The 12,381-nt window shown below is 47.3% G+C and carries 14 protein-coding genes; 9 read left to right on the top strand and 5 right to left on the bottom strand.

What is annotated here, in order from left to right:
- The first annotated feature begins 125 nt into the window (after positions 1-125).
- From H6F72_RS21700 to H6F72_RS21670, 7 genes are all read left to right on the top strand, one after another.
- Positions 126-539 (top strand): hypothetical protein, encoded by a 414-nt coding sequence (locus H6F72_RS21700; RefSeq protein ID WP_190440695.1) that lies wholly within the window; start codon positions 126-128, stop codon positions 537-539.
- Between the two features lie 6 nt (positions 540-545).
- Positions 546-2,327, top strand: a complete 1,782-nt coding sequence (locus tag H6F72_RS21695) for a hypothetical protein (RefSeq protein ID WP_190440692.1) — start codon at positions 546-548, stop codon at positions 2,325-2,327.
- Complete coding sequence (locus H6F72_RS21690) at positions 2,320-3,804, top strand: hypothetical protein (protein ID WP_190440690.1); 1,485 nt, start codon at positions 2,320-2,322, stop codon at positions 3,802-3,804. Before H6F72_RS21695 ends, H6F72_RS21690 begins: the two co-directional genes overlap by 8 nt.
- A gap of 10 nt (positions 3,805-3,814) precedes the next feature.
- Positions 3,815-4,102, top strand: coding sequence for a hypothetical protein (locus H6F72_RS21685; protein WP_190440688.1), 288 nt, complete (start codon positions 3,815-3,817; stop codon positions 4,100-4,102).
- 364 nt (positions 4,103-4,466) lie between these two features.
- Positions 4,467-5,972 carry a hypothetical protein gene (locus tag H6F72_RS21680; RefSeq protein ID WP_190440686.1) on the top strand — a complete coding sequence of 502 codons (1,506 nt, stop codon included), beginning with the start codon at positions 4,467-4,469 and terminating at the stop codon, positions 5,970-5,972.
- Positions 5,973-6,003: 31 nt separating this feature from the next.
- Positions 6,004-6,474, top strand: coding sequence for a hypothetical protein (locus H6F72_RS21675; RefSeq protein ID WP_190440684.1), 471 nt, complete (start codon positions 6,004-6,006; stop codon positions 6,472-6,474).
- An 89-nt stretch (positions 6,475-6,563) separates the two neighbouring features.
- On the top strand, positions 6,564-8,258 hold the full coding sequence (locus H6F72_RS21670; protein WP_190440681.1) for an AIPR family protein: 1,695 nt from the start codon (positions 6,564-6,566) through the stop codon (positions 8,256-8,258).
- 51 nt (positions 8,259-8,309) lie between these two features.
- Here H6F72_RS21670 and H6F72_RS21665 read toward each other — a convergent pair whose 3' ends face one another.
- Positions 8,310-8,798, bottom strand: coding sequence for a 6-aminohexanoate hydrolase (locus tag H6F72_RS21665; protein WP_190440815.1), 489 nt, complete (start codon positions 8,796-8,798; stop codon positions 8,310-8,312).
- A 39-nt stretch (positions 8,799-8,837) separates the two neighbouring features.
- Entirely contained in the window at positions 8,838-9,071 is a 234-nt protein-coding gene (locus H6F72_RS21660; RefSeq protein WP_190440679.1) for a hypothetical protein, read from the bottom strand.
- Positions 9,072-9,293: 222 nt separating this feature from the next.
- On the opposite strand from H6F72_RS21660, the gene H6F72_RS21655 reads away from it, so the two are divergent.
- Together H6F72_RS21655 and H6F72_RS21650 are read left to right on the top strand one after the other, a co-directional pair.
- A complete protein-coding gene (locus H6F72_RS21655; protein WP_190440676.1) occupies positions 9,294-9,587 on the top strand; it encodes a hypothetical protein in 294 nt (97 codons plus the stop codon).
- Between the two features lie 190 nt (positions 9,588-9,777).
- Positions 9,778-10,959 carry an RNA-guided endonuclease TnpB family protein gene (locus tag H6F72_RS21650; RefSeq protein WP_190440673.1) on the top strand — a complete coding sequence of 394 codons (1,182 nt, stop codon included), beginning with the start codon at positions 9,778-9,780 and terminating at the stop codon, positions 10,957-10,959.
- A gap of 64 nt (positions 10,960-11,023) precedes the next feature.
- On the opposite strand, the gene H6F72_RS21645 is transcribed toward H6F72_RS21650, so the two are convergent.
- Genes H6F72_RS21645 through H6F72_RS21635 form a run of 3 tightly spaced genes read right to left on the bottom strand, consistent with a single transcriptional unit; the run spans position 11,024 to position 12,364 of the window.
- On the bottom strand, positions 11,024-11,443 hold the full coding sequence (locus H6F72_RS21645) for a hypothetical protein (protein WP_190440669.1): 420 nt from the start codon (positions 11,441-11,443) through the stop codon (positions 11,024-11,026).
- Complete coding sequence (locus H6F72_RS21640) at positions 11,433-11,645, bottom strand: hypothetical protein (protein WP_190440664.1); 213 nt, start codon at positions 11,643-11,645, stop codon at positions 11,433-11,435. The genes H6F72_RS21645 and H6F72_RS21640 overlap by 11 nt, the downstream gene beginning before the upstream one ends.
- An 11-nt stretch (positions 11,646-11,656) precedes the next feature.
- Positions 11,657-12,364: a hypothetical protein gene (locus tag H6F72_RS21635; protein ID WP_190440661.1), complete on the bottom strand. Its 708-nt coding sequence runs from the start codon at positions 12,362-12,364 to the stop codon at positions 11,657-11,659.
- Positions 12,365-12,381 lie beyond the last annotated feature (17 nt).

Genomic DNA, 12,381 nt, shown 5'->3' with positions numbered 1-12,381 from the left:
GGGCGATCCTACCGGGGTCTTTATTCTGCTTCTGATAGCGATCGCCTTTTCTCCAGTCTGGTTGAACTTTTTCAGCTCTGACGACAGCAAGAAGCCCAAATCTAAGCAGAGTAAAGGCAAGAGTAATGGCAAATCAAGGACAATCACAATTCAACTCGGATCAGAGTCAGACTCCGATCATTCAAGTCATTGATCAAACGCCTGACTTTCTCAAAAAGCAGCTCCCGTTCTTAGAGCAACCCAGCTACAAGATTGCAGCATTCCCCCAAATCCCTAGAGATTTTTGCAGATATGTTGCCGTATGGCTCGTGTGGCCTGGGATGACATTTCTCGTTCTAGAAGCCTTTAAGCCTATCTGGGAGCCTTACAAGCTCTACGTTTCAGTACTTCTTGCGATCCCTCTATTTGGCCTAGCAGTACTGACTTGGTATCTCGTGAAGTTCAAGAAGCTTAAGCAGAGCAGACTTGCTGAAATTGGCCTGCACTGGGGTATCGCGATCGCTAGTTCTGCGAGTGCATTAATGAGTTTGTTCTTGTAAAACATCATGAGCGGATTTCTACCAGCGGATTACATTCGACTATTCAAGAGTGCAAGCACTAGCCTGTTTGTATCGCGATTGCTCGGTTATGGTTCGCTGGTACTCGCTCTCGCCTTCATTGTTTGCAAGCCCCCTAGCACTAAGGTTTTGCTGGGCACATTTGCACTGATGGCAGCAGGTGCTCAGCACGCGATCGCAGCTCAGGCAACCGAGCAAGAACGGGAGCTAAAGATGGTCTCTGGCTTGGCTTGGAAGGCCAAAGAGATTGATTGGGCGAAGAAGATTGCCGCGATCGCTCAACCAATGCAAATTCAGGAAGCCCCAGAACTGTTTGACTGGAAGCTGTTCAACACCAAACCTCATAAGTATCCTCACATTGCAGTCGTCGCCGAGACTGGCGGGGGCAAATCGCTGACCGCCGAATGGATGGCGAGCTGGTTAGACGGCACCACAATTGTCGTTGCGCCTCACTATGACCCCCTAGAAGGCGACTTTCACGGGCTCCCCGTATTCTCTGGTGGGCGAAACTACGGCTCAGATAAAGACGAAGCGATCGCCTTTGATGACCTGGTCAGCGGGCGACTGCCTAGGGGCGAAGACGGCACGTACAAAGTGTCAGTCGCGACCGTGATTAAGACTATCTTTGCGGAGATGGATGAGCGCTATCAGCTCAAACTGAAAGGGATTAAGCGCCCCACATACAACATTGTGTTGGACGAGTACTTGGCGACCGCGAGCGTATTCACAGAGGCTGTTAACTATCTGAAGCTCCTGCTCCGTGAGGCTCGCAAAGTTGGCCTCAGACTGATCCTATTGCTGCAAGGCGACGAGGTCAAAGCCCTCAAAATCGAAGGAGAAGGCAGTCTGCGTAAGTGCTTGAAGTATGTTCGCTTAGGTGAAGTTGCAACCGAGTATGCCGGGACACTAGGTGGCAGTGAACCTGAGAAAAATCCACTACTCGCGTTCCTATCAGAGCAAGAATACCCAGTGATGGTAGAGAGAAAACCTGCGGTGACGCCCGACCTCACCTACATTCGTGAGCGTGGTGCGAGAGCTGGGCAGCAATGGCTAAAACAGCGCGAGCAGCTTGAGAGAAGCCAACCTACAACAGTGGTAGATCCCGAAATGAAGCGAAACGATGCGCGAAATATTGAAGGTCTGAGTGAGGAGTTCCTTTCGGCAATTGAAGATCATATTTCAGAGTTTTCAGAACCCCGAAATCGCGATCCATTTGCTGAAACCCTAGACCAGATAAGGAATTTACCTGTTAGCGATCGCCCAATTTCAGATTTCAATTCAAGTTTCAATTCAGGGAGCGGTGGTCTTAATTCGGGGGGTAATGGTGGCGATCGCCCTCAGCAACGCGAAACGAAATCTGAATTGAAACGCGAAACGGACTCACAGCGTCGGCGCAAAACCATCAATGAGATGCTATCTCAAGGTGCAACCCAAACGCAGATTATTGAGTCAGTCTGGGGAGCAAAGCCAGGGGAAAACCAAGCTTACAAGATTGCGCTAGTAGAGTATCGCTGGATTGCAACTCGTGACGATGACTGGCCTGGTTTCGCTGATCCAATGGCTCAGTACATAGACGATTGGTTAAGCGATCGCGTGATTCAGCTGCATCGGGAGCAGTTGAGCTTAAGAAATATCATTTGGCACATTTGGGGTGTACCACACATCAGCACCAATGGCAGACCCCAAAAGCGTGCCCGATATGATGCAGCATGGTCAAAGCTGCTAACAGTTTTACGAGAGTACGGTCTTGAGGTTGGCGAAGATGAATAAACCTCTTGCTCTCATCAAAGCTTGGGCCAAAACAAAACACGTTACCAAAAGCTATCAATGGCTATTTTGCCGACTGAAATGCCGAGTAGTGACTCGTTTTGCGAGTAGCTTGAGACTCCCGATCAAGGGGGGAAGGCGCGGCGAAGGAGTAACAACAATGAAAATTACCTTCTTCCAATCTCGCCTCGCTCGTGTTCAACAGTTCGTTGGTCATCTGTCTGAACGGCTTCCTAGCCTACAGAGAGCTCAGCAATGGGCTTCTGAAACGTCTAAAACAGTCCTTGCCCGTAGCAAGCAAGTTGTGCAGTTCTGTAGTGAAAACTTCTTAGCTGTTACTACTGGTGTTGCGGCTGTTGTAGTTGTTCCAACAATTGCAGCAGGACTGGTTGTTGCAATTCACGCATTCGTGGCGGCGCTCTTACCCTTCCTGTTCAAAGCAGTGATGTTAGGTGCGATCGCGATTGCTCCGTATGCGTTGTTCCAAGCTGCTAGATGGCTTGGTGTTCAGCTTGCTAAGAGAACTGTGCGGGTTGCGATTGTAGAAAGACTCGTTGGCTATGCACTAGCGATCGGTCTTGCTTGCGTCGTGGCATCGTTCTTCTCTGGTGTGTTTACTGTCTTTGGCTTGCATCAATTTGCAAGCTTCTGGCAAAGTGGCGCTATTTACGCACTCGTTTGTGCGTTCTCCGGGCTTGCATGGAACCTCTGTGAGCTATTCGCAGAAAGGCGGAAAGTTGAAGCCCTCTGTGTGGGTGAAGTAGTTAAAGCGCTCCCAGCGTATGAATCTGTAGATGAAAGTTGTCTCAAACCCTATGTTCAAGAGCTAAAGGAGGCTCGCAGAGACGGCAATATCGCGCTCGCTGACATTGCATTAAAAGCAGTTCTCGGCTTATTAAAGCCAATTGAGCCAATCAATCCAATAGGTGATGTAGTTTTTCCGCCTGAATCCGACCTCTCGCAAGAGAACAGGGAAAAGGCCCTAGCATTGCTGGTTGACCAACGGTTAATCACTGCAACAGAATTTGATGAAATCCGTAAATGGTTTCTCTATCTGCGTAACAGGTCGTATGAGTTTACTTTGGTGGATCTGAAATGGGACATTCCCGGAACCTATTTAGTTAGGAAAACTTGGGATTCCAAATTAGATGTTGCAAGAGTTGACGAAGAAGACTTAGCTGCTGTTAGGGCATGGTTTGGGGTACAGAGAACTCGTGAGCTTGTGGGTTTGACTCATCGTTCGAGCTGCTATACATCAATGCTGGCGTTGTACGAGTTGTCATCAAACGCGAAAGCTTTTTATCAGCTCAAGAGCACAGTGAAAGAGCTACCTAATCGAGATTTGTATTCTATCGAGAGTTGCAAAGGCTGCAAACACTTGTGCGGTGATTTGGCTAATGGCAATTTGCTGATTTGTGGAATGAATCCTTATGGATGTGATTCATGCCCCGATTTCGAGCGTCAAGAAACACTAGGCTGAGGATTCAACAATGGTTAAGGCTGAGACAAAACCAACCAAGACAACTACTGCTGCTGGCGTGCAAGTCAGTCGTTCTGCGTCTCGCAAGAGAGTCAGAATGTCTCGTAAGTACGTTCCAACTCCGAAGCAAGTTTTACTCGTGCATCCAGACGCTTTCAAGGCATCTCGGCTCTGCGTAGTAACTGCATCAGGTGCTTTTGCAGTAGTGGTTTTTATGCCGCTCGTTCAGTGGGTGGCGGCTCCATTCTGTCTGCTGTTTTTGGCAGCAGGCTTCATGTTCGCGCATCTCGGAGAATAGTGAGGTTGCGATCGCTTTCTGCGGTTGCAGATTCATGCAAGCACTGATGTTTGGCACTTCCAAACTCTTGCCTGTTTTCGTAACAGGAACGTGCAAGCTAAATCTCTAACTTGTCTCACTCGTTCATTCGATTTTGTGATCTTGTATTTCACTTTGTAAACTGTCGCGCCAACCCCCCTAAACGGAGGGTTTTTTTGTGTCTGCACGCAACAAAAAAGGGGTGGCTGAGACCCCCCCTTTGATCTTGTATTTTTTGTAAACTTGAACCTATCCTAGCCTAAATAAGCAAAAGCCTCAAGGATAATGAAGCTGGCTCGATTGATAGCATTAGCTCATTCAGTTCTGGGGTATTGAAATTCAGAGTATGCCAACCAACCCCATCAAGCCGACTCAACCGCAGACCACTGCCCCTGCAACAACAACTGCGGCATCAACCACTACCCAGACTGCAACCAATACTCAAACCGCAACTCCCGCAAAAGCTGTTACGGGAGTAACAATTCCTAGGGTGCAAAACAAGCCTTCTCCCTTGAAGGAACAGCATCGTGATACCAGGGGGCAGCCTGATTACTCTCCGGTTCAAATCATCATTTTGAACGGCGCTTACAAAGGTAAATCTGTAGATCTAGGATTGGCAGTTAACGAGGTGATGCACTCGGAGACGGCAGACTGGGAAGCACAAGATGGAGATGGTATTAGGGTTGGAATCAACTTCAAACGGTTGAGCCCCCGCGATATCTCACTCACTTTGGCTTATTGCAGTCTGGTTGAAGATGTCAGCTATTTAGTTGAGAACGTCAAGCATTTGAAGGAAATCACAGATGGTGAGTCTAGACCACCACTGTTGCTGTTTATCCAAGGTGCCCTGCAAGCCACAGAGTGTGTTTGCACCAGCGTTCAAGACAAATACTCAGAGCCACATCCTGGCCGCAAGGGCCTACGACGGGCAGATGTAGACATTAAGCTGTTGCTGGGGGGCGGCAAAAACAGTTCCTATGCTTTAGGGGGGCCTCTAACCAGCACTCCTTTGGGTGATGAGCGTGCTCGCACAACTCAAGCAGAACGGCAGAAGCAAGGCCAACAAGACGTCGCTAAATTGCTGTTAGCCCCCTGCTTGGGAGAGAAGGGAAGCGCAGACCTATCGCAGCTCATTGAGCAGAATAAATTGAGTGACCCAACCGCGATCGCAAAACTTGACTCAGCAACATTTGTACAAGCGGCGATCGGGGGGATGTTCAGCAGCAAGTTACTACAAGATCCAGGGCTTCAGCAAAAATTACAACAGGATCTAGCCGCTGTGATGGCCCTCGGTGAAGATGGTGTTGGCAACACTATCCTGACTCGTAAGTATGCCAATGCCATTTTGACTGGAGACATTTCCCAGCTCCCTCAAAACCTACAGCTTCAGTTAGCAGCAACCAGAGTAGATTTCAACGTTATCTACAAGGCTGTGCTCAATCAAGCTTTGGATGAAAAAAGCGAGGTGTTCGATCGCTCCAAAAATCCAACTGCTGGTGAGCGACTGGCTAATTTTGGCTCTTGCGGGATTGACCTCAGGCGGGTTGGCGCTCCCAAAGTAACATCTACCGTGGCAGATACCAAAACGCTCAAGCAGGTCAACGAATTTCTAGCAAGCAACCCCTCAAATAACGACATCAAAAAGCGGTTTGGAGTTGTTACTGAAAGCCAAATCAGGGCGATCAAGAATGGTGCCCCCTACCAATCGAAGGAGGAGTTCTTGAGCCATGCCTCACAAAATAACGTTGGTTTAACCGGGCAAGTACTCTGGAGCAGTTTTGTTGGTAGCACTCCAGCCCCTCAACCTGAAACAGCGCAAACGCCGCAGACCCAACCTCAACCCCAACAGTGATACTTTGTATATGCCCTGAAGAGCGAAAAATATGAGGTATTTCCCATTAGTTGCGATCGCGCTGCCCTTAGCGTTGCTAAGCTGTGGTCAAACGCCACCGGCAACTCAAAGTTCATCGCCTGCGACCCCAAGCCCAGTTGTAACTACTCAGTCTCCAGGAACGTTCGTTGTCAATGGCAAAACGTTAGCGCCTGCGGGTGAGCCTTGTGAACTGCCACAGGCCATTGCTGATAGTGAGCTTTTTAGTCGTATTCTTACCGTACCTATTGGCTCATCCCCAGAGGAGACTCAAGAGCAGATTAGTAAACCACCGGACCAGCCTTTCTTAACTTATCAAGATCCAAGTTTCGGAACGTTGATTTGGACAGACAATTACAACTTTATAGTGGTTGAGATGCGGATGGAATTCAAAGATAGAAAGCTAACTGAGCGGTTCATTATGATGAGCGAGAATGTGGGGCAGGATAACGAAAAAAATTGTAGTTGGCGATCGCGAGACTAGGTTAAGTAAGTTGCGAACCATTCTCAGATGTAGTCGCTCTCAACGCCAAATCGTTTTCTTTGTGTATTACCTTTTAGGAGTAACAGTAGATGTCATCGTTGAAAGTCAGGCAAATTAAGAACAAGCTTCTTGAGATGTTCGAAGCTCATCTTGATTTAAGTAGCATTGGCGCAAATGACTTACAACGGGAGACTAAGATACTCACTCGATGCCTTGCAGCCTTTGCCATTTATCTTCAAACTGGTTGCAGTGAAAAGGAGGCAGCTACATCTGTATGGGATGGCCCTGACGATAACGGTATAGATGCAGCGTACTTCGATCCATCAGACTCTAGAGTCATACTTGTGCAGTCAAAATGGATTGCCAAAGGATCAGGGGAACCTGAGGCCAAAGACATTGGTGTCTTTACAAAAGGTGTTGAGGACATTATTGAACAACATCAAACAAACTTTGATTCAAGGCTACAGGGGCCATTAAGCGATATTTTCATAAGAATCAATACACCAGGAACATATGTTCATCTTGTATTAGTATCTACTGGAGCGAGTTCACTCGCTAAACATGGCCAGTCAGTAATTCAAAAACTTTTGAAAGATATAAATGGTGATGATCCAGATGCTATTGCATCAAGTGAAGTTATGGGTTTATCTGAGGTCTACTCTAAACTGGCTTCTGATCCCTTTCAAGGCAATCTAACCCTTGATGCCAATATTCTGGACTGGTCCTATATTGCTACTCCATACCCTGCCTATTTTGGAATCGTGGATGGCCTGCAATTGAAGGAGTGGTGGAAGACACACGGGAAAGGGTTGTTGGCTGAAAATATCCGACAATCTCTAGGTGGTACTGAGGTTAATAGCCAAATCAAACAGACCGCAGCAACTGCTCCTGAAAAATTTTGGTACTTCAACAACGGTATTACTTTAGTCGCTGAGGAGGCCGCCAAAGCACCCGCAGGAGCAGCAGCACGTTCTTCCGGAATATTCGCCTTCAAGGGTGCTTCAATTGTAAATGGTGCTCAAACAGTTAGTTCATTATCTAAAGTCGAGGATGACTTAAGTCTTGGAAAGGTTCGTGTTTCAATTCGTGTGATTCTCCTGAAAACTGCACCTACCGGCTTTGGAAATGAAGTCACCCGAACAAACAATCTTCAAAATCGGGTTGAACCACGAGATTTTGTTGCTCAAGACCCTGAACAGAAGCGACTTCGCCAAGAAATGGCTATTGAGGGAATTGATTATCAATTTGTTCGAGGCGGAAGTGAGGATTCCAACTCAACCTCAACAAATACTTCATGTGAGCTGATTGAAGTAACAACAGCGTTAGCTTGTGCAACAACAGACCCTGATCTCGCTGTTCAAATTAAAACTGGGACGAGTAGGTTTTTTACAGATTTGACTAAACCACCCTATAAAACAATCTTCAACCCATCAACCAGTGGTGCAAAAGCCTTCAACGCAACGGTTGTTCATCGAAAAATTGATGACTGGATTGAGAAAAAGAAACATAGCTTATCGAAGAAAAGCGGCATTGTCTGGGGAGTATTAGTCCATGGAAACCGTATCTTAGCTGCGGCAGTTTTTAAGAAGTTTAATGCTAATCTCTCTGAGTCTATTTCAGATTTCTCAAAGCAGCTGGATCAAAACAAACTAGAAGCGTTTTGTGATGAGGTTTATGACAAGATGGTTTCAGCCATTGAAGCGCACTATAGCACCAAGTTCTTAGCTAACCTCTTTAAAAACCCCACTATTAGTAAACATGTCTTTGAACTTGTAGTGACATAACAGGCTCAGGGGGTCCTACAAATTCACTATTACATGTTTAAATGTACTGCTCTAGCTGTTACCCCCTTGCTGCCTCAGCAAATAATCCAAAATCCGATCAATGCGTTCTAATGCAGCATTAGCGCTACGTTGAAACTCATGAGCCTGGGACTGCTGAGCTTCAAAATTACGGTCTAAACGCTCAACAATCGCTTCCAGCCGATCAATACGCCCCAGTGCTTGCTGTGATATCTCAGCCTGTTGATTAAACAGTCGCTGCGCTTGAAATATAAATTCATCAACACGACTGCTCAACTGACTTAAGTTCTCTGATGATTGCCGTAATGCCTCATCTTGGCGATCGTTTGTTCGCCGCGACTCAGAGACAAATTCATCCACCTTCTCAGCTAGCATTGCCACCTGGGTATCTGTCTGGTCGAGGTGGGTAGCGACTCGATCCAGTCCCCGGTTAGCTGACTCCGCATAGCGAGCTGTGGACAGCAAGATATCCTTTAGTGTCTCAAGGTCATTTTCAATCCGTTCGAGTCGCTCTGTGGTCATTTTGTACCTCTAACTATCTTGTTTGTAGCATCGCCTAACCTAAGGACTCTCAGAACCTGACTGCTCCAGTAGTTCCTTCTGAGCGGCTTCACAGATGACCCGTCGTAACCAGTCAGAAGACTTGGACAGCGATCGCACCGCAGCATCAACTTCAACAGGCAACTTCACACATACGGGTTTATCAGCCAGAACGGTTCCGGGTGGAATTTCGCCTTGAGGTTTGAACTGCTTCTTCAGAAATTCAGGGGTTTGAACTGGTGCAGGGTTAGCCATACTCAACCTTGATTTCTTTCTAGATTATCACCGTATACCGGGAAAATTCATAAGCCTTTCCTATATCTTCCCCTGTATACAGGGAAAACATTGATTAATAATTTGACCTATATCCCGGTATACCGGGATATAATCAATTTAGGTAAAAAATTAAGAGAGCGCCCAACCGCCAAGCTGATGCGCTCTCTACCCCAAATCAGACATGAATCGGGAGATTCTTCAATGCTAATTCAAGTTGCAGCCCCACAAAAGCAAATTACCCCTGCTCAATCCCTTTGGGAGCAAGGGTATCAAGCAGGTAAACGATGCCAACCCAGAATCAGCCAGGACTCTGGCTATGCCCTAGGGTATCAGGCAGGATTGGAACAGTGGTTGGAAGAGCGCGATCGCCAGATTGCCAAACTTCCTGACGGCATCGGGTCTCCCTACGAGACTGGAGCTGGAGACGTGCGGCTGCGGTCGGTTGATCCTTGGAGTGATTGTGACTGGCTCTATTCTTCTGGTGACGACTTCTAAGTTAAGTACCAGATAACGATAAAGGCTGGGAATAACCCTAGCCTTTATCGTTATCTCTTAGACGAGAAGCCCCGCGCTGACCTTTCAGGTACAGCGTCGGGATGAGAGGCGCGTGAGCCGTAGGCGAACAATAGTCTCTATCACTCAACCACTATTTATCGCATTGATAGCTTTATGATAAAATAGCGACATGTTGAGAGCAATCAAGGTTAGAATTTATCCCACCTATGAGCAGTCCATCACACTAGCCAAGCATTTTGGCTGTACGCGATGGCTGTGGAATCATTGCTTGTCTATCATGACGCAAACGTACAAAACGACAGGCAAAGGGATTTCTGCTTTCACCATGAAGAAACAGATCCCAGCACTGAAGACTGAGCATGAGTGGCTAAAAGAATGTTACTCGCAGTGCTTGCAGCAATCAGTGTTGAATCTGTCTCAGGCGTTCCAAAACTTCTTTGAAGGCAGAGCGAAGTATCCTAACTTCAAATCTAAGCATCATCGTCAGTCGGTTCAGTTCCCTCAGAATGTCAAAGTGGCATCCGACTCCGCAATCAAGTTCCCTGGCTTGCTAGGTACTGTTGCGACCAAGATTCACAGACCCATTGAGGGAGATTTGAAGACCGTTACGGTGTCTAAGATGCCAGATGGGAAATATTTTGCATCTCTCCTGATTGAAGATGGGACAGCTAAACCTGAACCATCCGATAATGGCAAAGCCATTGGGATTGATTTGGGGCTAACTGATTTTGCCATCACATCCGATGGATCGAAGTACGCCAATCCTCGCCATCTCAAGAAGTATGAACGCAACCTAAAACGAAAGCAGCGCAAACTGTCTAGAAGGAAGAAGGGCAGTCAGAACCGGAATAAGGTACGAATTAAAGTGGCTTCGGTTTACGGCAAGATTGCCAGAGTGAGAGAAGACTTTCATCACAAGCTATCCCGCAAGATAGTCAATGAAAACCAAGTGATTGTGGTGGAAGATCTAGCGGTCAAGAACATGGTAAAAAATCACAGTCTAGCCAAGGCAATCAGCGATGTTGGCTGGGGTCAGTTTTGCACCATGCTCAAATACAAGGCAGAGTTTGAGGGCAAAGTTTACCTGGAGATTGGGCGGTTCTTCCCAAGTTCTCACCTTTGCTCAAACACGCTACTACCGCTAGAAAAGATGGATCTGTCGGTTCGCTCGTTTGTATGCCCACATTGCCAAGAACGGCACGATAGGGACATCAATGCGGCGATCAACATCAAAAATGAAGGCTTGCGGATCTTGGCCTCAGGAAGTGGGGCTTCTGCTCTAGGACGCGACGTAAGACCAAAGGGAGGAAGGCGTAAGTCTACCCTCTCAGAGGCTGTCGCGGTTGATTAGAGAAGCCCGCGCTGTATGCGTAGCATCAGCGTCGGGTACTTCACTAATTGGGATTATCCCAGAACTAATTAAACTGAATGATTGAATCGGGTTGATGCACGGAAGGGGTGGATCGAGGCAAGCGTATTCTCAGCTTATGAAGCATCACAGTCCCTCGATGTTCAATCCCTTGTAGATACTCCAGCTCATACAGCCGACTCTGATAGGAAAGATACGAATGCTCTGATAGCTCCGATCGCGAGAAATCTGTAGCGCTGACATAGGCGATGAAGCCGCCACTCCTAGTCTCGTCCTGAGCTGCTAGCTGCATTTCTCCAAACCTGTCGGGGATAACATAGCCTCGTACTGGTCGGCAAGCTAGCGATCGCTCTTCCGGAATGCCATATTCCACATTGATCAACTCTGTAGTAGCTGCAACACAGAGCTGCAACTCAGTCCCCACTTCAGCAATCAGATCTAAAATTTCATCAGCATTAATTAGCATCTTCTGTTTTCTTTGGGGTGGGGTCTGATTCCTGAATGTCCTGCTGCCAAAGCGACATATTGCGTCCCCACTCCTTTACATGTACAACAACAACTTTTTGATTAGGCGTGTTGAGGGAATCACGTTCTTCCACAAATAGAAGGGTATTACGACTTAGGGGGTTGCTTGAGTCACGGATGTAAACCCTTTGGCCTCGCTGCATAACTTAACCTGCTAAGTGATGATTTTTCGCCGATAGCTCCCTAGCCCGCCAAGAATGCGATCGAGTTGGGTAGAGCCAGTGTCCTTACCACTGCCTCCTTTAGGACCTCCGCTTCCACCCAGACGAAAGCTTTTGCTTAGGCCTCCAGGCAAGCTAATTGACGACACATCTCGTACGGGTTCATCTAGAAACGACAAATCGCCGCTCAAATCCCCAGTCTTAGCAACTTGTTTCAATATCTGGAAAGCCACTTGAGAGAATCCTTTAGGTAAAGGATTGTAGCCAGCTATATAGGTTACTCGAATGGAAGTAAGCGGACTGAGCAAGTAGATGCGTCGGTCTTGTCGCCAAATTCCGCGAATTTTATTAGGGGAAATTATCACAGGCTCATAGCCGGGGGTGGCATCGTTAAAAACAGCAATTTCTTGCACATCCAGTACAGGGTAGTTTCGCAGTAAAGCAACCCCATCAGAGTTAGTCCGCAGCGTTTCGATGTAGCCTGTAGGAGCTGGCGAATAGCCCAGCCATTGCTCTATTCGAGTTGCAATATCTTTAAGCAAGGAATCTAGAATTTCAACCGAGGGAGCATTGTCAGCTGTGTAGATTCCTGCTGCAATCAGCTTAGTTCTTGCTTCTGTAGGATCTAAAAGGGGGAGCTGCGGGATATCTTCTGTTATCCCGCTGAACGAGAACTGCCCAGGTAGAAATCCTTGTGTCACTCGCTTGTTTACTCCGC

Source organism: Trichocoleus sp. FACHB-46, from assembly GCF_014695385.1.
Taxonomy (GTDB): domain Bacteria; phylum Cyanobacteriota; class Cyanobacteriia; order FACHB-46; family FACHB-46; genus Trichocoleus.
The sequence above is the reverse complement of the archived record's forward strand: the minus strand, read 5'-3'. Positions and strand labels throughout refer to the sequence as shown.

What these genes read in the sequence shown, in the direction of transcription:
- H6F72_RS21700 (WP_190440695.1), top strand. Translation starts at nt 126, where the DNA reads ATGGCAAATCAAGGACAATCACAATTCAACTCGGATCAGAGTCAGACT.
- H6F72_RS21695 (WP_190440692.1), top strand. Translation starts at nt 546, where the DNA reads ATGAGCGGATTTCTACCAGCGGATTACATTCGACTATTCAAGAGTGCA.
- H6F72_RS21690 (WP_190440690.1), top strand. Translation starts at nt 2,320, where the DNA reads ATGAATAAACCTCTTGCTCTCATCAAAGCTTGGGCCAAAACAAAACAC.
- H6F72_RS21685 (WP_190440688.1), top strand. Translation starts at nt 3,815, where the DNA reads ATGGTTAAGGCTGAGACAAAACCAACCAAGACAACTACTGCTGCTGGC.
- H6F72_RS21680 (WP_190440686.1), top strand. Translation starts at nt 4,467, where the DNA reads ATGCCAACCAACCCCATCAAGCCGACTCAACCGCAGACCACTGCCCCT.
- H6F72_RS21675 (WP_190440684.1), top strand. Translation starts at nt 6,004, where the DNA reads ATGAGGTATTTCCCATTAGTTGCGATCGCGCTGCCCTTAGCGTTGCTA.
- H6F72_RS21670 (WP_190440681.1), top strand. Translation starts at nt 6,564, where the DNA reads ATGTCATCGTTGAAAGTCAGGCAAATTAAGAACAAGCTTCTTGAGATG.
- H6F72_RS21665 (WP_190440815.1), bottom strand. Translation starts at nt 8,798, where the DNA reads ATGACCACAGAGCGACTCGAACGGATTGAAAATGACCTTGAGACACTA.
- H6F72_RS21660 (WP_190440679.1), bottom strand. Translation starts at nt 9,071, where the DNA reads ATGGCTAACCCTGCACCAGTTCAAACCCCTGAATTTCTGAAGAAGCAG.
- H6F72_RS21655 (WP_190440676.1), top strand. Translation starts at nt 9,294, where the DNA reads ATGCTAATTCAAGTTGCAGCCCCACAAAAGCAAATTACCCCTGCTCAA.
- H6F72_RS21650 (WP_190440673.1), top strand. Translation starts at nt 9,778, where the DNA reads ATGTTGAGAGCAATCAAGGTTAGAATTTATCCCACCTATGAGCAGTCC.
- H6F72_RS21645 (WP_190440669.1), bottom strand. Translation starts at nt 11,443, where the DNA reads ATGCTAATTAATGCTGATGAAATTTTAGATCTGATTGCTGAAGTGGGG.
- H6F72_RS21640 (WP_190440664.1), bottom strand. Translation starts at nt 11,645, where the DNA reads ATGCAGCGAGGCCAAAGGGTTTACATCCGTGACTCAAGCAACCCCCTA.